Raw genomic sequence first — 20,592 nt, 5'->3', positions numbered from 1 at the left:
TACATTTCTGTCAATATATTTTTCTGAATTTTACTACAATATTGTTTTAGCACAATAGCAAGTGAAAGTATCTAAAACTGTTTAACGTGATAATACAAATATTCACAATTACTATTGTGCAACATTCTTATAAGAGTTACTCCGAAGATACTTTGCAATCAGCAAACTGCACGATTGAATTAAAAGATGGAAAAGTGTCACGAAACCGCTTATAACGCTGCCTTTTTTCCTTTACAATTTTAAAAAAAGTAAAACACCCCTAAAAAAAGGGGATTTAAGTGGCATATAATCCTCAATGAAGGAAAATATGTACTAAAATTTTTGTTTGTATCTTTTACTTTTAAGATAACTTCTTCACTATTCTTTACTGGTTTCAAGTGAACCTGATACGATTTCTCCTTTGAACATCGTCGCTACTCGTTTTGATCTCCGAGCTATAGTTTCTGCTGAACACGAAGCATCCACAACAACAATACTCGCTTCATCTCCAACTTTCGGCCAAATTTGTTTTCCTTCAGAATTTAGCGGGGTTTTGCCTCCGGTAATAAAGTATAATGTTTGTGCTAGTGCCTTTTCATTACTCCATCCGGAAATTTCCGCTAAACGACTTACTCTTTCTAAAATATCTCCATTTCCAAACGGTGACCAAACATCAAAGATATTATCACATCCGACTGCTACGGAAACACCTTTTCTGTGTAATAAGCCAACAGGCGGAAACTTTCTTCCGAGAGATACACTGGTAATAATGGTAATCCCTGCATCCGCCAATATTTCTGCCATCGCTTCTGCTTGTACTTCAGAAATGTCGCCAAGACCAAACGCATGACTAATAGCAACCTTTCCTTGGAGACCCGCTTCTTTAGCTAATTTAGCCAAGCGTTTCATGGTGAAGATTCCTAAATGATCTGCATCATGCAAATGCAAGTCAATTCCCACATTTCCTTCCACCGCGAGCTCGACCATTTCTTGTAAGGAAGCTTCAATATCACCATCTACCGTTGCGGGATCGACACCTCCTACAAAATTCGCACCTTGGCGAATGGCTTCTCGCACTAAATCTTTGGCCTTCGAAAGTAATAAACCGTGTTGCGGGAATGCAACAATTTCATAGGATAACTTTCCTTCAAATGTTTGCAACGCTTTTTGAACTTCTTCTAAATTTTTCAATCCAACTTCAGGGTATAAGTCTACATGTGTACGTACATGAGTAACCCCGGACTTCAAATATATATCTAGTAATTTTTCTGCCCGTTCCTGTGTAGTTGTTTCTAAAGTTGGTAAAACCGTTTTTTCTATTTCAAATCGGCCAAAAATATTTTTTACAGGTGTTACAGCACGCCATCGGTCTCCAAGCAATGTTTTATCCAAATGACAATGCTTTTCAACAAATGATGGAAGAATCAAAAATTGTTTCACATCTTTTTTTGGTAAATCATCTGTAATTGTTTCGTCAGCAGAAATAATCTTCGAAATTATCCCATCTTTTATTAATAAATGGGAAATTTCAGTCTTTGTTCCTGTTATGATGCCATTATCGAATTGATAGCCAGTCTCTAATCTTGCGTTTGTTAACCAATAATTAGAACTCATTATTATCTATCCTTTCTTCTTCTATTATTTAAGTACTCCAGAAACAACATTTCCATTATAGAAAACAGCTTTTCTTTCTGCTCTTCTTGCAATAGCCTCACTAGAGCAGCTTGCATCTACAAGAACAAGATCCGCTTTATCCCCTTTATTTGGCCAAATTCGTTCTCCTTCTTTATTTAGTGGTGTTATGCCTCCCGTAATATACCCTAGGGTTTGTCCTAGCGAACGTTCATCACTTAAACCAAAACGCTCCGCTAATGTACCTGCTTTTTCCAAACTGTCTCCTTTACCGAAAGGTGACCAATGATCTGTAATACTATCATCCCCTAAAGAAATATTTACTCCTTTTTCATGTAAAAGAGGAATTGGTATCGTTCTTCCAATAGGAACAGATGATGTGATCGATATACCATTATGTGCTAATAACTCCGCAACTTCACTAACTTCTTTTGGAGAGATATCAGCAAATGCTAATGCATGGCTTATTGTTACTCTTCCTTGCCATCTTGCCTCTTCGGTTAGAGCTGCCAATCGCTTAAACGTAAAAATACCCAGATGTCCTGGATCATGGATATGAAGGTCGATATTGGCATCTGCCTCGACAGCCAGTTCCATTACCATTTGCAGTGATTTTTCTATATTTTCATCAACGGATGCAGGGTCAACACCACCAACTAATGAAGCTCCCATACGCAATGCTTCCCTAACGTAAGTGAATGAATTGCTTCGTAATAAACCATGCTGTGGAAATGCAACGATTTCGACAGAACATTTGTCTTTATAATCTTCCACTGCTCGTAAAACTGCTTCTAAATTTTTCAACTCAATGAAAGGATCAACATTGCAATGAGTTCGGATATGTGTGGTACCTGCACTCATCACCAAGTCTAGCAGTTTTTTCGCCCTTTCTTCTGCAACCGGTAATAGACTTGGAAGTAGTTCTTCCTCCTCCTGCAGCCTCGTAAGAATCCCTTTAGTAGGAATTGTTGGTGCTTTCCATGGCCCTCCATAATACGTTTTATCGATATGGATGTGCATATCTCTAAATGATGGAAGCAGCAAATAATTATTCGCATCTAGTCTAGGTAAATTGGTTTCTATCGGTTTATCCGCAGAGACTATTTCTATTATTTTTCCATCTTCAATTCTTAAATGAAATGCTTCTGTTTTTGTTCCTACAATCGTTCCATTTTCAGAGTGATAACCTGTTTCTAACCTGACATTCGTTAACCAGTATATTTTATCTGTCATTTTTTACCCACCCCATAATACTCGTTTGAGTATTTTTTCAAAGTATTGCATAGTATTCAAACTGACTTAATTTCTAAATAACCGCTTATTTTTTATTTAATTCGCTCCATCGTAGGTAAACTTTTATACTATCTTCATCTTTTATTTGGACCATAGGCAATCTGCGTTTTTCAATTGGTTTCTTGTATTCATCATAAAATGTTTCTAATTCAAAATACTTGCGATCGTCTTTGTAGTAAGGAGCATAATCCTCACGTGTTGTAATATAAATGACTTTTTTCGGACTGCAATAATAGAGGGATCCTAAACACATTGGACATGGGCTGGCAAGTATATAAATTTCACAATCTGTTAGATGTTCAGTTTGTAATGTTTTACAAGCTTCTCTAATTGCAAGAATTTCAGCATGTGCTGTGGGATCATGTGTTTGTGCAACTAAATTTGGACTTTCAGCTATAATTTCTCCATCCCGTACAATGACAGTAGCAAAAGGACGTCCCCCTTCTTCTACATTTTTAAGTGCTAATTCTATGGTGCGTTTTACAAAATCCAAAAAAATCACCTCAAATTAATGTTTAATTACGGTTAAAAACTTTTGAAAGATATCTAAACTTCAAGTTGAACCATCTGAATCGCTCGTTTTTCATGTGGTAAAGAAAGCTGATTAAATAAATAGTCTTGGCTAGAATTGCTGGAACTGGAAAACTATACTGTCCTTATTTTTGTATAGTAGCACTTAAACACATTGGACACGTTTCAGTGCTTGCATAGATCTCGCAATTCGAAAGATTAGTAGTGTTTAATTTCTGACAAGCTTGCCAAATTGCTTGAATTTCCGCATGGGTGGTCGGATCATTAGTTGCCAAAACTTCATTGACGCCTGTACCTACTATTTTACCTTCCTTAACAACTATAGCCCCGAATGGCGCACCATGGTTGTGGCGCTCATTTTCATCAGCCAACTGAATCGCTTTCTTCATAAATTCTTTTTGTTCCATTCAACTTACCCATCTTAACCAGGTGGTAAAATTAGACCCTTTGTGTCGTACTTACGCATCTTTTAATATCTTTTCTATTTTATGGTATCCGCTAGCTTGTGCATGTTCCAAAGGAGTCATTCCCTCACTATCACTAATATTGACATCAGCACCGTGTTCGACTAAAAGTTGTACAACTTTTTGATGCGTTTCTCCGCCATCACCTAGGATGATAGCTTCCAATAATGCTGTCCAATGTAAATTATTGATATGGTTGACATCAATATCTGAATTCGTGAGGAGTTCCCTAACCACTTCAACGTGTCCACGCTCTGAAGCTGGTATAAGCGCTGTTCCCCCAAACCGGTTGGTAAGTTTTGTATCAGTACTTATTTTATCTGCTGGCAAGTTTAACGATTCAACAAAACAATAAATAAAACTATGAAGAAACGATTCAACAGTATAGCTCCTTTTCCAATCATTACAAATATGCTAACATAGGATTAATCATATGAAAAATATAAAAAAAATAAGTTTTACTTAAGTTTTTCATATAATAAAAAAAGCAAAAGCGCCTTGCTCATCGGCTAGTAGAAATACGTTGGATATAGATAAGGACATGACTGATAAAAAAGCTTATATATGATTTAAAAGAGGAGATGGTTTCCGTATGGACATAAGACAATTGAGATATTTTATCGCGATAGTTGAGGAAAGGAAAATTTCCGCTGCCGCTGAAAGGCTGCATATTTCTCAACCGCCATTAAGCCAGCATTTAAAAACAATGGAAGAAGAACTAGGTTCAAAATTAGTAGAGAGAAGCGGTAAATATTTTGAGGTGACAGAGGCTGGAAAAGCATTATATAAATACGCTTTGCGTGTAACACAATTAATGGAAGAGGCAAAAATGGAAGTTAAGGAAGTTGGAGATGGAGTCAACGGAAGACTAACAATAGGGATCAATACGTTTTCCTTTGTCGAATTACCTGAATTATTGAATGAATTTAAAAAACTATACCCAAGAGTTACCTACAAAATTCAACAAAATGAATCCGCCCATCTTTGCAAATTAGTGAGAGATCGAATTGTAGAACTTGCGATTATTCGAATGCCACTTGAGTTAGATAATCTTTCTGTTCTGCATCTTCACTCTGAACCGTTTTACTTTATTACATCTAAAAAACAGAAACATTTAAACGATGAAATCTCCCTTGATGAAATACAAAAATATCCACTTATTTTACCTAGCACCGAAGGATTAGGTGTACATTATTTGATTAAGGAGGCTTTTTCACGATTCCAACTACACCCAAACATTGTTGGTGAATGTTCCGACATCACTCTCTTAATGGATCTAATTACATCGGACTTTGGTGCATCTATTGTTCCAGAGACGATACTTAAACGTCATAAGGGATATCCTATACATGCCTATAAAATTTCTAGTGATGCACTGACTGCGTCTGTTGCATTGATTTGGCTAAAAAATCATTACTTGTCTAAAACCGCTCAAAACTTCGTCGAACTAATAAGAGAAGTAGCAATGAAGTAATTTTATAAATTAAAAATACTATACAAATAGAATTTTTTTTATTTCAAAAAATTGTCTCTTATTCGGATTCCTTTACAAAAAACTAGCTTATTAAGCCCGTTATTATAAAATGTTGAATAAAGCTTTATTTGTCCATTCCCATGATAAATGATATAAAATCAACATTGATTATCGTTATCACTAGCCTTTATGCAAAAGCGGAGAAAAAGATGTACACTAATCTTCTTCCAATAATCTTGATGGATATCCTCTCTCTATGTACCCTAATATGACCATAAAAAGAAAAGCAGGGTTTGAAAACAAATTTTTCATGCCCTGCTATAATAAAAAAGGGAAATAAACCATTTTACATGACTACTCACTCTTGTTAACAGGTCCATCCTTTAAGGCTAAATAAAAGCCTAGTATAATGGAAACTGCCACGATAATGAACGGTGCATAAAACATCAGGAAATTCTCCATTTAAAGCTCCCCCTAAACATGGCCTTTTTCTTTTCCACGAACATAATCTTTATCAAATAAAAATAATCTAAACACTAAATAAAGTGATGGAATTAGTAGACAAAATCCTAATATAAAGGCAATCACTAGTGCGGTCGCCATTGCCTTGTTTGTAAAAGAATCATACAAAGTTAAATATGGATAGAGCAAATACGGATAGTGAGACACACCGTAAGCATAGAATGCGAATGCAAATTGACCTAGCAATAAAGCCAGTGCTATTCCATAATTTCGACGTATCCAAATAAATCTCACTGTAATAAGGAACATAATGGCTGAAATGACAAGCAAATACCATACATCTATCATTCGATCAAAATGTGCCGGATTATGCTTTCGCAGTTCAACCATTATACCAATAACAGAAATGGCTAATGGTCCTGCCCAAATTAACGCATATTTTCTAAGTAATTTTGTTGCACTTACATCTCCTGCTTTATTAGCATACCAAGTTAAGAAGACTGCAGATATAAATAGTACAGCTGATATTGCCAGGACAACGATACTCCAAGTGAAAGGACTTGTAAATAGAGCCCAGTAATCTAATACTGGCTGGCCTTTCTCAATTGAGATATAGCCACCTTCGGAAATCGTTAATACAACGGATAAAGCAGCAGGTATCAGTAAACCGGCAACACCATACATAAATGAATATCCTTTATGCCCCCGTGAACCATAAGATTCAAATGCATAATAGCTGCCCCGTATCGCCAGCAAAATAATCCCAATACTTACTGGTATAAGCAGAGTAGTTCCATAGTAAAAGGCTGTTTTCGGAAAGAAACCAACGATTCCCACAAAGAAGAATACTAAAAATACATTGGTTATCTCCCAAACTGGTGATAAATAGCGTTGAATAATATGTGTAAGAATATGTTGACGTCCTGTTAATAAACTATAGGCATTAAAAAATCCTGCACCAAAATCAATCGAAGCGATAATGACGTAGCCGAATAGGAACAGCCATAACACAGATATCCCAAGAATCTCCAAGTTCATGACATTCACCGCCCTTCTGCTTTCCGATCAGCAATTTCCTGCTCGATAGGGTTTTTAAGAAACATACGACGTAGTACAACCACACTGCCTATTCCAAGAATAAGATATAATATACAGAAAAGAATGAGCATTAAATTTACATGTTGACTTGTTGTCGCTGCATCCGCTACCTTCATATATTTATATAAAATCCAAGGCTGACGCCCAACTTCCGCAAGCCACCATCCAGCTTCAAGTGCAATGACCGTTAATGGCCCGCCTGCAACGATTAACCATTTGAACCACTTGGAGGAAATGAAGTTCCACCTTTTGTATTTACCAAATACATAAACAGCGGATAAAACAATCATAAACGTTCCGATAATGACCATCGTATCAAAAAGATAGTGAATATACAGTGGTGGTATTTCATCATTAGGGAATTCGTTTAACCCTGTCACCTTCGCAAATGGGTTATTATGAGCTAGAATACTTAAAGCATAAGGTACTTTTATGGCATATTTTACATTTTCACCGTCAGTTATTCCAAATAAAATGAGGCTAGCTCCTTTTGAAGATTCAAAATGCCATTCTGCAGCTGCTAATTTTTCCGGTTGGTATTTTACTAAATATTTTGCAGAAAAATCCCCTATCAATAAAGCTGCCAGGGAGAAAATCAAGCCTAGTTTCATAAATAAGAATAGTGATTTTTTATAGTACTGATGGGTGGATCCCTTTAAAATTCTAAATGCAGCAATGGCAGCTAAAATAAATGCAGATGTCATATATGCAGTAACAAGAACATGCCCAACTTTTGTAGGCATCGCCGGATTAAGCATTGCCAGTATAGGCTGAATATTAACTAATTGGCCATTTACAACATCAAAGCCTCTCGGAGCATTCATAAAAGCATTAACTATCGTAATAAAAACAGCTGACATAGATGCACCTATTGCCACAGGAATCAATAGCAGCAAATGCTTCTTCTGATTTTCAAAGCGATCCCAAGTGTATAAATAAATTCCTAAGAAAATTGCCTCAAAGAAAAATGCGAAGGTTTCCATGAAGAGTGGCAACGCTATCACATTTCCAGCTAATTGCATAAAGTTGGGCCATAACAATGACAATTGCAAACCGATGGCTGTTCCTGTTACAACTCCTACTGCAACGGTAATGACAAAACCTCTTGCCAATCGTCTTGCTAACAAAATATAATGTTCATCTTTTTTCTTTATTCCCACCCACTGTGAGATCATGATCATTAACGGAACCCCGACACCGATAGTAGCGTAGATGATGTGAAACGTTAATGTGACTTCCGTTAAGACACGACTGTAAAATACAGCATTTCCGCTGTCCATCTATAAATCCTCCTTAGCCTGCGAATATTCGTCCAATCAGCGACAAGAGCATAATCCCAGCTGCAATAAAGCTTACCCATATTAATTTCTTCTCCTGTCTTTTATACATCAAATCATCTCCTTTCCTATATAATACCCTCATAAAATTTATTTCTAACGATAATTAATGACGTTTTAACAACGTATTTCTGAGAAATATGTGATAAAAGAATGATCAAAATGTGAAATCTTTCACTAGCTGATTAACACATAGTACTGATGCATTATACATAGTATAATTAGACATCATTTATGATATGCAAACGAGCTTATCTTATTATTATTTCACCTCTATATAAACATAAAACCTCCTCTAAATTTAGAGGAGGTTTCTTTTTTGAGTTTTATTCAACTGCTAATTACACTGTACGTCTTGAAAAGTGGTTGTTCTCAGTTTGGATGATAAAATCTACACTAAAACAACTTGATTCACTAATTTAGTAGCTACTTCGGTTACACGACGTAATCCTTCGTCGATGATCTGTTCTGCTTTATCACGCATTGCATTATGACCTTCAATAATGACTTCGTCGATTATTTCCATACCAAAAACACCGCCAAATACATTACGCATATAATTAACAGACATTTCCATCTGTGAAGTTTCAGGTGTTGAATAAAAGCCACCGCGTGCGTTTAAGAAAATTGCTTTTTTATCTGTCATTAATTGAATCATTTTTCCATTCGCATCATATTTAAAAGCAAATCCAGCAGCATAGACATAATCAATAAAAGTTTGTAATTTAGCTGGGATCGTTAAATTCCAAAGTGGAAACGCAAATACTACAACATCTGCAGCAGTTAAAGCGTCCATCGCTTTTTGTTTAGCATTTAAGAGGCGTTGCTCAAGATCTGTTAATTTTTCGCCATTTTGCACTTTCCCAAATGCATTAAAGAGTTCTTGACCAAAATACGGTGTATCTTCTGCAAATACGTCATATACAGAAACGTTTAGATTTTTCGCATCTTTGATTGTCTCCATAAAAGTTTCATACATTTTACTGGAAACCCCTGCTTCAGCAGGACGGTTGTTTGCTTTTACTACTAATACATTCATCTATAATTTCCCCCGACTGTAATATTTACAAAATTGTAACGGCAATAGATTAGGCTTTTCTTCCCCCTTTTCCTTACCGAATAATTACTATATCACAATAGCTTGTAATTGTCTGATATCCTGCTTGTAAATCGTGAACATCAACAATAAGTCATCATAGCTCCTTTTCTCCCGTAAAAAAATGCTAATAAAAGGATGCCTCGCAACGCTGGGCATAAGTTGGATATTTAAAATTCGCTCGTTGTGAAAAAAGAAAAAAGAGAGCATAGACGATTAGCCTTATACGCTCTCTGCAAGTTTAATGATTTGTTTAGATAGCTTTTATACAACTTTATTAAGTGAGTTTCTGTCCGCAATTTGGACAAAAGTTTGGCTTTTGTTGAACTTCACCCTGCTGTTGTGATTGGACAGGAGAATGTTGTGATTCCGGATGCTGATTCTGATTCATTTTATTTAACATTTGATTAGCAATATTCATCCCCATCATCATTCCTGCCATATCGGAGGCTGTGCCCCCACCGCTCATTTTTCCGCTAGACATGCCATCTATCATAGATATTTCCTGATATTTATCAACATTTCCAACCATTCCATATGATGCGTTTTTGTTAATCATGTCCTGAATTTCTTTCGGATAGCTGAAGCTCATGATAGTAAACTCAGAAATTGTCATGCCATTTTCCATGATTTCCATGTCTAAATCTTCTTTAATTCCTTTGGAAATTTCAAATGAATTAGACTGAAGGTTAAACATATCCTTCCCTTCCCGTGAAATCCATTTCATTAATAACTGATCGAGGATGGACGTTATGCGGATTTTAACATCCTCCACTAGGTATTGGTCCTTCACTCCAGCAATTTTATCAATTAATGCAATATAATCATTCACTTTGAAATTAAAGGTTCCATTTGCTCTAATCGGCATCCCCCCTGGAAGACCCGGTGCGGGGATATTAATAGCGTTTTTTGTTCCCCATTTTACATTAAACTCCTTCGTGTTCACAAACAGTACTTCCACCCGCATGCCGCTGTTGAATCCAAATTTAAATCCTTTTAAAGTTGATAAGAAGGGGATGATTTGCGATTCAATATCATACTCTCCTTCATCTTTAAATACCCCTTCGATTTTTCCGTTATTTAAAAAGATTGCATCTTGCCCAGGGCGAATGATCAATTTACTGCCTTTTTTAATTTCACGATTATGCCACTTATAAAAAATCATATCATCCCGAAACTCTTGCCATTCTATTACATTTGCAAATTGATTTTTAAAAAAAGACATCTTCCCACTTCTCCTTCTATCTTTCTCAAAAAATTATTAACTTTAAAACTTTCCGCCGCTGCTTCCGCTATGGGTATACCCACCTCTCGTAATACCTCCACCGCCGCCGCTTTTATTATTATTGGAAGGCTTTCTTTGCTTGGTTACTGTTTGTCTAACGAACACATCACTCTCGCTAAGTACTTTTGATTTGTTACTATCCATATAAGTTCTGGCATTAACGGTTACTCTTCCGCCGGACCGATACGCCATAAGCGTTACAATAACGGCGCCTGCAGCTATCGCCACCACCAGCTGAAACCACCATTTAAATAAAATATTGTCGGGATTAACTCCCGGTTTATATCCCATGTAGTCATGTGATAGATGAATATAGGAAGAAAAAGCATCAAAATACTTTCCAGCCGATAAATTAGGGGTTATTTTATCTTGTATCAAATCCAATCGGTTATTATCTAGATATTTTTCCGCTTTTTGAAATCCAGCTAAATAGACATCTCTTTTTTCCATATCAATAAATAAGATAGCTGTATTCCCATGTGGTTTATCATAACCCGGTGCATGTTCATCATAGAAATCCCCTACATATTGAACATAACCTTTCCCATCCGTTCCGTTTACTGTAATAATCATAAAAGCAGTATTTCTATCTTTTCCCTGCTCACTAGCCAATGCTTCTAATTTCGCCACTTCTTTTTCCGTTAGCAGATTTGCACCATCATATACAAAGCGCTTCTGGTGTGAATACTCGGCACCTGCTTTCATTGCAAAAGGCATTAAGACAAAAAAAGTAATTAATAAAAATAAGAGGCCGCGTTTCATAAGCTTTGCACTCACCAAAAGCCACCACCCATCATTAAGGAAACACACTTCAGGGCTATGAAAACTCCAGTTGAAATTCCGCCAAACCACATCGCCACTTTGCTAGTACTGATAGGAGGTTTGCCAACTACTTTACCTGTCTGACCATTCATCGCGAATATATGCTCCGATCGATTAAAATCATAGCTAATCATCCAAACTGGGAGTAAAACATAGGAGCTTTTTACACTGCTCGTATTAATTCTCTTATTCTTAAAATGTACAGAATGATAGCCTGATAGGGTGGAATGAATATAGGAGTCAATATATTCGCTTACTTTATCCTTTGCCCTTGGCAGAAGATCATCGTCTGTATAATTATATTTTTCTGCAATATACCCAACCAAATACGGCGTTTTAAAATCTTTTAATTGCTCGTAAGGATACGGCTCTAATTTATCCATTAGCTCGTCATTCATTTTTTCTGACGCATCTACAGGGATTTTTATATAATCCAGGTTGATGTCTCGGAACGCATCATAATATTTTGTTTCTGTATAAATGTAATCCCCTCTAGTGTATGTTCTTACTTTCGTACATTCGGCATTAACTTGTACCTTGCTATTTAAATCAAATAACCAAAAAGGAACATACATCCCGGTCATACTTTTGATTCGGTCTGCTGACATAAATCCTTTTGGCGTAAGCAACCCTTTTCTGCACCACTTCTTGAAGGCTTGCGTTGCTTCTTCCTTACTAATGGTAAAAGGTATTACTTTTGCTGGCGCAAGATTGCCTGATAGTCGGTCTGCAATGACGACACCCGCTCCGCAAAAGCTGCAGTTGGTTGCAGCTGTTTCTGCCTCCGTAATTAAAACAGCTCCACAATTTTCACAATGGTATTCGTTCGCCTCATCTTCAGTAAAAATGGCTGATTTCAATTCTTCCGGATAGTTTTCGATTGACTCCTGTTTTCCGCAAGCTTCACAAGATAAAGCTCCCGAATCAGAATCAAAATGCATATCATTGCCGCAGCTTGGGCATTTATATTGAAATATCATGCATGAATCCCCTCTTTATATATGAAAATGATAGAGTTTAAAACACTTAGGGGTTCTAAAGCCATAGCAATGTGCTATAGCTTTAGATATGAAACTATCCATTATTCTTTAATTTTTCCTTCAAGGCACTTAACTCATCCTCAACCGCAATGTTAGTGTTATCATACTTTGCTGTTAAGTCTTCAATATCATCCTTTGGACCCGTATTTAATTCTGCCATGGCATTTGCTTCATCTAATGCCCGGTTCACCTTTTCTTCCATTCTTTCAAAGGCGGATATGGAGTTACCTGAACTGGAAGCAGATGCTCCTAGCTTGTTAATGCGTTCCTGTGTTTTCGCTACTGACCATTTTGCTTTAAGCATATTTCTTCGTGATTCTAATTCACCGATATCAGATACAAGCTTATCGTGCATTTGTTTCATTTGCAGCGCATTCGAGGATGCCAATTGGTATGCCGTTTGCAATTCGGATAGTTTTGCCGCTAAAGTAGCCTTTTTCTCAAGAAATTTCCGCGCATCTCCTTCATTGCCAGCTTCCAAAGCTTTCATTGCGTAACGTTCCATTTTCTCCATATCCGATTGACATTCGTTAAGTTCTCTCTTAGATCTTTGTTCTTCCGCCATCACCGATGCCGTTTCCGCCTTCACTTTTCCTAAATCCTTGTTTAAGTTTCTTAAATATTGATCAATCATTTTTTCAGGGTTTTCTGCTTTATCCAATAATGCATTAATATTGCTTGACATAATATCTTTAAATCTGGTAATAATGCTCATCTTTCTATTCCTCCTTTATTAATAAACCTGACTAAGTTCCAACCATCTTTATCGCCTCAAACTAAACGGTATCAATGCTAGTTTTTGCTATCATATACGATGTGGAAAAACTCAATATTACACTATACTGTTTTATAAGAAAAAAGTTTCATTAATTTTGAAGGCAAAAATACAATCCGCAAACTTTTTTACAAAAAATTTTTATAAGGAGCTCTACAACTTTCTAGAAATATTTTCATATGACCATTTTTTAAAGTACAAAGCTTGAATACAATTAAAAGTACTGATTAATGAGTTAATGAAAAAAACACGTGAAAATTTAATAAGGTAAATAAAAAAAGTATTACGATCAGTTTTCCTGATCGTAATACTCTCCTTCTTTTTTTACAAAATAATGTGTAAAATATCCATTCTTAATTTCTAAACAATTAAGTTGTTTACCATACACACATCCTCCATCAATTCCTATCTTCTTATTTCCATAAAATATATTTGAGTCGTTTTGCAAAATAAATGTTGGTGTATGACCATGAATGATTGTTTGGTCAAATGGATGATCGAAATGAAGAAAAGGATCTCTGATCCAAATAAATTCATGATTACTAGTATATTTCCAATCTTCATAATCAGGATTAATACCGGCATGAACAAAAATAAAGGAGTCCGTTTCATAATAAAAAGGCAAATTTTCAAGAAATTCAATCAGTTCTGGATTTGAATCTAAAATTGCTGTTGCCCAATTACGATATGTATTTTCATCTATTTCTTCTGCCAGTTCTTCTTCCACATTAAGAGATAAAAAAGATTGAATTGTCGCAAGACCACCATTTCGAAAATACCTTTCTAAAGTTTCAATAGGCTTTTTTATCCAATCACAAAACATTTGGTCATGATTTCCTCTTAAAGCAATGACACCGTTCGAGGCTACCAATTCTTTTACAAATTCAACAACTTCCTTACTGTTCCTCCCTCTATCTACATAATCACCTAAAAGTATTAATTGATCACTTTTAGGTTTATAGTCAGCAAGCTTTAGCAGTTCTTGAAATTCGTTTAAACAACCATGTATGTCACTAATGACTAATATTCGATTCTCTATTACACCCATCTCCACTTCTAGTCGTGTACATCCTTATAGTATTTTAATTATTTTAACATATATTCGTTTTTCTAAATATATTTTACTTTCTATTTTTTTACTTGTCTAATTGATCTATACTAGATTCATTTATCATTTTTGATCAAAATTCAGCCTTATTAAAAATAATGTGAATAACCTTTACGGTAACGAATATAAATTTTATATAAAATTTACAGAGGAGAAGCCATATGAACCATTTTGAGTTTCATAAAATACAGGAAATTTATGATTTAATAGAAAAAAATATTGAAGAACTAAATTTAGTCAGAAATAGAATTAAAAGAAGTATCAATGATTTGCGCAATAGCGAGTTTTCTGCGAAAACAAAGGAGCTTGAAAGCCTGCTCCATGACAATGACATAAAATTGATGACTTTAATATTATTAGAGGAGAAAGTGAAAGGAATAATAAGATTGAAATAATCTCCTGGCAACCCTTTAGCACTGTTAAAATGTTTACTGTTTAGAAAGATATTCATAAATGTCACATAAGGTTTTAAATCCTCTTTTTTGAATTTCCTCCATATATAAGCTCCAAAGCTTAGCTGTTAAGATGGCATCTCCTAATGCATGATGCCGGTTTTTTATTTCTATTTTATGAAATAAACAACATTCATCTAATGTCTTTAAGTCTAATTCTGGATATATCACACGGGATAAAAAAGATGTATCCATAATCCTATTGCGAAAAGGTGTCCGAAATAATTTCCAACTTTCATGTTGGAAAAATTTCCTTTCATGGGTAGAATGATGGGCGACAAGAGGTACATCTTGAATAAATGCAAAAAAGTCATGTAGTACTTGCTTTCGTGATGGTGCAAAAATTAAATCAGTTTCCGTTATTCTAGTTAATTTTAAAATATCCTCGGCAATTGGTATATTTGTATTGAGTAATGAATAGTAAGTTTGCTTCTCTAGTATATTGGCTCCCTTCATTTTAATAGCACCAATTGAAAAAATCACATCACCTTTTTCAGGAAAAAATCCTGTAGTTTCAATATCTACTATTGCCACAGTTAGCTCACTAAATGGAATCATTAATTGGTTTTTTGAGTCATCCTTTTCCATTTGCCGAATAAAAGCCTTTTGCTGAAAAGTTTGACCTCCGTGAAAAGCGCTAATAATATTTACATTTATTTTACCTTGAATATCCTTTAGATACTGAATAATGGACTCTAACCCCATTGTTATCCCCTTTTTCTAATTATCCTCTCAACAAATTCATATAGTTTTATAACGTCCTTCATCATTTGTTTGACCATTTTTTTCTCATCTCGTTTTAAATTTTTCACGTCAATGTAATACCTGGATTCATAAGGAGAATTTTTTGATAATCGAATTTTAATTTCTAACAGCTGTTCGAAATGATGTTTGTTTCTCACTATTTGACTCATCATCTGTTTGTCTTCCATTAATAAATCCATTCGTTGTAACGTTGATGTACTTATGATGTTATTTTTTATTGACAATAAGCGAATACAATTAATATAAGGCATATAGATAGTCTTTTTCATATCTATTCCTTTCACATTCCCAGACCTAATGTCAAAAATAAATTGACCAAACGGACCTAGACCTTTTGAAAAATGTTGAACATTTTCTAATAATCTAACTAACAATTGGGTATTTTTGTGAATATATTTTTGAACGCTTTGCTTTATATCCTTAAGAAAATCAATCTCTCCAACAATTACTCTAGCATCAAGAAAAATATGCAAATTTCTCAACGTTTCCAAATTTTCCTCTTCGATCCATTCAGAGAGCTGATTATTCCATTCTGTAATTGACTTACACCACTTAATATTAGAGCTCATCACAAACCCGTGACAATACGGATAACCTAATTGATTCATTCCATCAGCAATTTCTTTCCCTAAACACAAAAAATAATCCTTATTTACTTCATTATTCCATTCATAAATAATTCCATGATCTTGATCAGTTATAAGCCCTTGTTCAGAACGACCAGCACTTCCCATTACAAACCATGCAAAGCGACAAGGCAGCTCCCCTTTCACTGCCTTAATACGCTTGCAAGCTATTTTTAATATTTCCCTCATTATTGCATCATGAAAATTATTTATTGTAGATATGTCAGATGAATAATTTAATATATTTTCATTCTTCCATGTTATTAATTCATTATAAGAACAAAACACCTTATCCATAGACAATCCACCTTTTTCATAAAATATACTGGAAATACTTATGAGCTGATTTTCTTATTCCCTAAAAATTGTTCAGGATAACCATAAGTCCCGTGTTCGCTTACATCCAAACCGATAATTTCCTCTTCTTCCGACACTCTGAGTCCCTTCATCGCTTTTTTCATTATAAACAGAATGGAAAAAGAAACGATAAATGCGTAAAGCCCAGAAACAAAGACTCCCATAAACTGTACTCCTAATTGATGAAAGCCGCCTCCGTAAAATAAACCTGGCGAACCTACTGTCGCTAATTTTTTTGTTGCAAAAAAACCTGTTGATAATGTACCCCAAACACCTGCAGTTCCATGAACAGATAATGCAGAAATCGGATCGTCAATACGAAGCTTTTCAAAAAATCTCATACTATAGAAAACTAGTATACCTGCTATAAATCCTATAACTACTGCTGCCCAAGTTGTAACAAATGCACATGAAGCTGTAATAGCAACCAGCCCAGCTAAGGCACCATTTAAAATAACTGTTACGTCTGATTTTCCAAGTACACACCAGGAAATGATAAGGGCAGCCATTGCTCCTGCAGCTGCTGCGAGATTGGTGTTAAGTGCAACATATCCAAAGAAGCCTCCATCAACACTCAATGTACTACCAGCATTAAATCCAAACCACCCAACCCAAAGAAGTAACACAGAAAGTGCAGTATATACTTGATTATGACCATAAATATTATTGGGTGAGCCATCTTTATTGAATTTTCCAATTCGCGGTTTTAACAAAATAGTTGCAGCTAAAGCAGCCATTGCTCCTGTTAAATGAACAACGGTTGATCCGGCAAAATCTTGCTTTCCATGTTCCGCCAACCAGCCTCCACCCCATATCCAGTGAGCTATAACAGGATATACAAATATAGAGAAGAATATGGAGAAAACGACATATGTTGATAATTTAGCTCTTTCAGCAAATCCTCCAAATGCAATAGTTAATGCAATGGTGGCAAATGCAAGTTGGAACATAAAAAACACGGATGTAGATAGGTTCATTCCATTTATTTCATACCCTGAATAAAAGAAATGAGAAAGTCCAATAAAAAAATTTGCATGATTACCAAAAATAAAAGCAAAGCCCACCGCCCAAAAAACCAATGAGCCAATTCCGAAAGTAAAGATTGTTTTACCGGCAATATGACCGGCATTTTTCATTCGAGTGGATCCAGCCTCCAGTAATATGAACCCGCCTTGCATAAGAATCACTAAAATTGCTCCTAGAATAACCCAAATACTGTTCATCAAAGTCAATGTACTCATCATGATCCTCCTTTGATATTTTTTATACCTCGACATGTAAACTTTTCTTACATTTAATAAAATTTTATCTTGTTAAAGTTATTTGTCAATATGTTTTTTAAAAATTTTCAAAAACTATGTAAGAATTTCTTACATAGTTTTTTTTGTGTTATCTTTAATGAAATATCTTCCAAAAAATAAAAAAAAAAGGATGTTCCTTTAAGAACATCCTCTCTACTTACTATTTATTAACTGATTTAGAATTATTATTTACGCGTTGATCCGTTGAATAGTCATAATCATCCCGATTTACTGGTGTAAAACCATTTGGTGTATAAAAGCGAAGCAAATCATCATATACAACTTTATCTGATAGGCTTAACATCGTCTTAGCCTCTTTGTCACTCTCCTGACATTTGCTGCTTTCTACTTCCGCACCATCTGGATTACTATAGCACTTATTACCTACTTGGGTATATTCATTTGATACAAAGTCTCCATTACGGAATGGAATTAGTTGACGATGCTTTTCTGACAATAAATCCGATCCGAACGAAATATAATCTTTCGTATTAATTCCGAGCAAATGCATAACAGTTGGTCGAACATCTACTTCACCGCCATAAGTGTGATCGATATGACCTTTTACACCTGGTACATGAATGAATAATGGTACTCGCTGAAGTTGCGCATAATCATATGGAGTTATCTCTTTACCCATTACATTCGCCATTGCTTTATTGTGATTTTCTGAAATCCCATAATGATCTCCGTATAATACGATTACAGTATGGTCATATAGACCAGATGATTTTAATTCATTGAAAAATTGCTCTAGTGCCTGATCTAAATAATGGGCTGTTTGAAAATAATTATCGACATATTTATCACCGAAATTCCCCTTAGGAAAATCAGATCCTTCCCTCAGTTCAAAAGGAAAATGATTGGATAAGGTGATAAACTTTGTATAAAATGGTTGAGGAAGACTTGTTAAATATGGCATCGATTCGCTGAAATACGGTTTATCCTCCATGCCGTAATTAATCGTGTTTTCTTCACTCATGTCATAATAATTTGCATCAAAAAACTTTTGGTAACCTAAAGATTTATACATTTCATCGCGGTTCCAAAAGGTTTTATAATTCCCGTGAAATACCGCAGTAGTATATCCTAATTGATCAAAAATCGCAGGAGCTGCTTGGTACGTATTTTGCGCTTTTGTCGTAAATACTGCACCTTTTGGTAATGGATAGAGCGAATTTTCCATCATAAATTCCGCATCAGATGTCTTTCCCTGACCAGTTTGGTGGAAAAAGTTATCAAAATAAAACGTATTCGGATCATGTGTTAATTTGTTTAAAAATGGTGTAACCTCTTGACCATTAACCTTATAATTAATGACAAAGTTCTGAAGAGATTCCATGGATACATAAATCACATTCATCCCTTTTGCTACACCGAAGTACTTTGGATTCGGATCCGTATAATTCGCCTTTACATAATTTTGAACATCCACTATATCACTACTATCAGCAAATGCCCTCTGTGCTGATGATTTAGTTGTTTGAATCGCATCATAGATCGTGTAATTATATGCACCAAGATATTTAACAATATAGTTTCTATCGAAAGTCCGCGTTAAAAGTTCTGGCCGATCAGCTTCTGCAAGACCCAAATTCACGATAAAAAAAGCTACTGCAGCTGCGAAAAATCCATATATTGTTCTTCGATTGATTTTCTCATATGAGACTTTTACAGATTTAAACACTACTAAAAGAATAATAATGAAAGTATCCACAAAATACAAGATATCATGAGGTTTCATTAATGCGAGAGCACTTCCGCCCAAATCACCAAAGTTTTTGGTTTGATGGGTTATAACATCGATTGTAATAAAATCATTAAAGAATCGATAATAACAAACATTCGCATATAGCAATATCGAAAGTAATAAGTTGATGATGATTAAACTTATATAACGAATTCGACCTTTAAAAAACAACGAAATTGCAAAAAAGAATAGTGCGGAACTAATTGGATTAAAAAATAGCAAAAATTGCTGCATCCCATTTTGCAAATCTAAGTTAAATTCAGTCTTATACACTATATATGTCTTAAACCAAAAAAGTACAGTAGCAATAAAAAGCAAAGAAAACTTTTTATTTAATAAACTACGAACTTTTAAGCTAACATGTTGCATTACTATAAACCTCCTAATCGCCTTTACGATGATTTTAAGGTTGTAAATATAAATATACTATTTTACTTCAACCATTTTAATACTTTATAAAAAAAAATCAAGTGCTTTTACGAAAATAGTATATCTATCCCATTTCTGTTATTCCCGAAAACAATCAAATTTAAACATGTTTGCGGAATCTTTTGCAAATATTTATAAAAATTTGTCACTATTTAATAGGCTTTTTCCTTAAACTTTGTTGTTTAATCAAATTCCTATAAGAAAGGATGTTCGTATTTAAATCAATTACGAAAAAAAATTGCAGGAAAATAGCCTTTTGAAATAAAAAAACTGCCAATACTGGCAGCCAGATTGTAGACAAAAGGGGTTCGGAATGGTCACATTCCGAACCCCTTTTGATTTTGTTCTTACTTTTTTACCTTTTTGGGTGTATGCTGACCTCTCTCATCCTCATCTACTAGGCCATTTCCGGACCTTTCCATATCCAGTTGGCCATTTTCTTCAAATTCATGGCAGCGAAAGTAAGCATCGCCTGCATCGACAATTTTTTAAGTCCCCTTAACGTTGTCCAACGCA

20 protein-coding genes and 1 pseudogene are annotated in these 20,592 nt (G+C 35.0%); 2 read left to right on the top strand and 19 right to left on the bottom strand.

Features of this window, described 5'->3' with window-relative positions; genetic code table 11:
• Positions 1 to 357: 357 nt before the first annotated feature.
• The 5 genes and pseudogenes from AN964_RS10070 to AN964_RS10050 all read right to left on the bottom strand — a co-directional run.
• Positions 358 to 1,593: an amidohydrolase gene (locus AN964_RS10070; RefSeq protein ID WP_055739546.1), complete on the bottom strand. Its 1,236-nt coding sequence runs from the start codon at positions 1,591 to 1,593 to the stop codon at positions 358 to 360.
• A gap of 24 nt (positions 1,594 to 1,617) precedes the next feature.
• Positions 1,618 to 2,844, bottom strand: coding sequence for an amidohydrolase family protein (locus tag AN964_RS10065; protein WP_055739545.1), 1,227 nt, complete (start codon positions 2,842 to 2,844; stop codon positions 1,618 to 1,620).
• A gap of 85 nt (positions 2,845 to 2,929) precedes the next feature.
• Positions 2,930 to 3,406, bottom strand: coding sequence for a nucleoside deaminase (locus tag AN964_RS10060; RefSeq protein WP_244885866.1), 477 nt, complete (start codon positions 3,404 to 3,406; stop codon positions 2,930 to 2,932).
• Positions 3,407 to 3,560: 154 nt separating this feature from the next.
• Positions 3,561 to 3,842 carry a nucleoside deaminase gene (locus AN964_RS10055; RefSeq protein ID WP_235950432.1) on the bottom strand — a complete coding sequence of 94 codons (282 nt, stop codon included), beginning with the start codon at positions 3,840 to 3,842 and terminating at the stop codon, positions 3,561 to 3,563.
• 51 nt (positions 3,843 to 3,893) lie between these two features.
• Positions 3,894 to 4,205, bottom strand: a pseudogene (locus AN964_RS10050) (ankyrin repeat domain-containing protein); the annotation flags it as partial.
• A 286-nt stretch (positions 4,206 to 4,491) separates the two neighbouring features.
• Here AN964_RS10050 and AN964_RS10045 point away from each other — a divergent pair.
• A complete protein-coding gene (locus AN964_RS10045; protein WP_055739543.1) occupies positions 4,492 to 5,373 on the top strand; it encodes a LysR family transcriptional regulator in 882 nt (293 codons plus the stop codon).
• A gap of 354 nt (positions 5,374 to 5,727) precedes the next feature.
• On the opposite strand, the gene cydS is transcribed toward AN964_RS10045, so the two are convergent.
• From cydS to AN964_RS10005, 9 genes are all read right to left on the bottom strand, one after another.
• Complete coding sequence (gene cydS / locus AN964_RS27600; protein ID WP_437177101.1) at positions 5,728 to 5,835, bottom strand: cytochrome bd oxidase small subunit CydS family protein; 108 nt, start codon at positions 5,833 to 5,835, stop codon at positions 5,728 to 5,730.
• 12 nt (positions 5,836 to 5,847) lie between these two features.
• The gene (locus tag AN964_RS10040; RefSeq protein ID WP_055739542.1) at positions 5,848 to 6,873 is read right to left on the bottom strand and encodes a cytochrome d ubiquinol oxidase subunit II; all 1,026 of its coding nucleotides are present in this window, start codon (positions 6,871 to 6,873) and stop codon (positions 5,848 to 5,850) included.
• A 5-nt stretch (positions 6,874 to 6,878) separates the two neighbouring features.
• The gene (locus AN964_RS10035; protein ID WP_055739541.1) at positions 6,879 to 8,213 is read right to left on the bottom strand and encodes a cytochrome ubiquinol oxidase subunit I; all 1,335 of its coding nucleotides are present in this window, start codon (positions 8,211 to 8,213) and stop codon (positions 6,879 to 6,881) included.
• Positions 8,214 to 8,661: 448 nt separating this feature from the next.
• Positions 8,662 to 9,309: an FMN-dependent NADH-azoreductase gene (locus AN964_RS10030; RefSeq protein ID WP_055739540.1), complete on the bottom strand. Its 648-nt coding sequence runs from the start codon at positions 9,307 to 9,309 to the stop codon at positions 8,662 to 8,664.
• 334 nt (positions 9,310 to 9,643) lie between these two features.
• A complete protein-coding gene (locus tag AN964_RS10025) occupies positions 9,644 to 10,591 on the bottom strand; it encodes an SPFH domain-containing protein (RefSeq protein ID WP_055739539.1) in 948 nt (315 codons plus the stop codon).
• A gap of 42 nt (positions 10,592 to 10,633) precedes the next feature.
• Positions 10,634 to 11,428 carry a TPM domain-containing protein gene (locus tag AN964_RS10020; RefSeq protein ID WP_244885865.1) on the bottom strand — a complete coding sequence of 265 codons (795 nt, stop codon included), beginning with the start codon at positions 11,426 to 11,428 and terminating at the stop codon, positions 10,634 to 10,636.
• Positions 11,425 to 12,453 (bottom strand): hypothetical protein, encoded by a 1,029-nt coding sequence (locus AN964_RS10015; RefSeq protein ID WP_055739538.1) that lies wholly within the window; start codon positions 12,451 to 12,453, stop codon positions 11,425 to 11,427. Before AN964_RS10015 ends, AN964_RS10020 begins: the two co-directional genes overlap by 4 nt.
• Before the next feature lie 94 nt (positions 12,454 to 12,547).
• Positions 12,548 to 13,228 (bottom strand): PspA/IM30 family protein, encoded by a 681-nt coding sequence (locus tag AN964_RS10010; protein ID WP_055739537.1) that lies wholly within the window; start codon positions 13,226 to 13,228, stop codon positions 12,548 to 12,550.
• A gap of 349 nt (positions 13,229 to 13,577) precedes the next feature.
• Positions 13,578 to 14,336: a metallophosphoesterase family protein gene (locus tag AN964_RS10005; RefSeq protein WP_187356769.1), complete on the bottom strand. Its 759-nt coding sequence runs from the start codon at positions 14,334 to 14,336 to the stop codon at positions 13,578 to 13,580.
• A 221-nt stretch (positions 14,337 to 14,557) separates the two neighbouring features.
• Between AN964_RS10005 and AN964_RS10000 the strand changes: the two genes are divergently transcribed.
• Positions 14,558 to 14,791 (top strand): hypothetical protein, encoded by a 234-nt coding sequence (locus AN964_RS10000; RefSeq protein WP_055739536.1) that lies wholly within the window; start codon positions 14,558 to 14,560, stop codon positions 14,789 to 14,791.
• A 33-nt stretch (positions 14,792 to 14,824) separates the two neighbouring features.
• Here the strand turns inward: AN964_RS10000 and AN964_RS09995 are convergent, their stop codons facing one another.
• From AN964_RS09995 to AN964_RS26920, 5 genes are all read right to left on the bottom strand, one after another.
• Complete coding sequence (locus AN964_RS09995; RefSeq protein ID WP_055739535.1) at positions 14,825 to 15,553, bottom strand: exonuclease domain-containing protein; 729 nt, start codon at positions 15,551 to 15,553, stop codon at positions 14,825 to 14,827.
• 2 nt (positions 15,554 to 15,555) lie between these two features.
• Positions 15,556 to 16,536, bottom strand: a complete 981-nt coding sequence (locus tag AN964_RS09990) for a DUF294 nucleotidyltransferase-like domain-containing protein (protein ID WP_055739534.1) — start codon at positions 16,534 to 16,536, stop codon at positions 15,556 to 15,558.
• 38 nt (positions 16,537 to 16,574) lie between these two features.
• Positions 16,575 to 17,837: an ammonium transporter gene (locus AN964_RS09985; protein ID WP_055739533.1), complete on the bottom strand. Its 1,263-nt coding sequence runs from the start codon at positions 17,835 to 17,837 to the stop codon at positions 16,575 to 16,577.
• Between the two features lie 220 nt (positions 17,838 to 18,057).
• A complete protein-coding gene (gene ltaS / locus AN964_RS09980; RefSeq protein WP_055739532.1) occupies positions 18,058 to 20,016 on the bottom strand; it encodes a lipoteichoic acid synthase in 1,959 nt (652 codons plus the stop codon).
• Positions 20,017 to 20,473: 457 nt separating this feature from the next.
• A partial coding sequence (locus AN964_RS26920) for a transposase (RefSeq protein ID WP_220096210.1) occupies positions 20,474 to 20,592 on the bottom strand: 119 nt, incomplete at its 5' end.

Origin of the sequence: Heyndrickxia shackletonii (genome assembly GCF_001420715.1) — a bacterium.
Lineage (GTDB): Bacteria > Bacillota > Bacilli > Bacillales > Bacillaceae_C > Margalitia > Margalitia shackletonii.
This window is presented reverse-complemented; position numbering and strand designations above follow the sequence as displayed.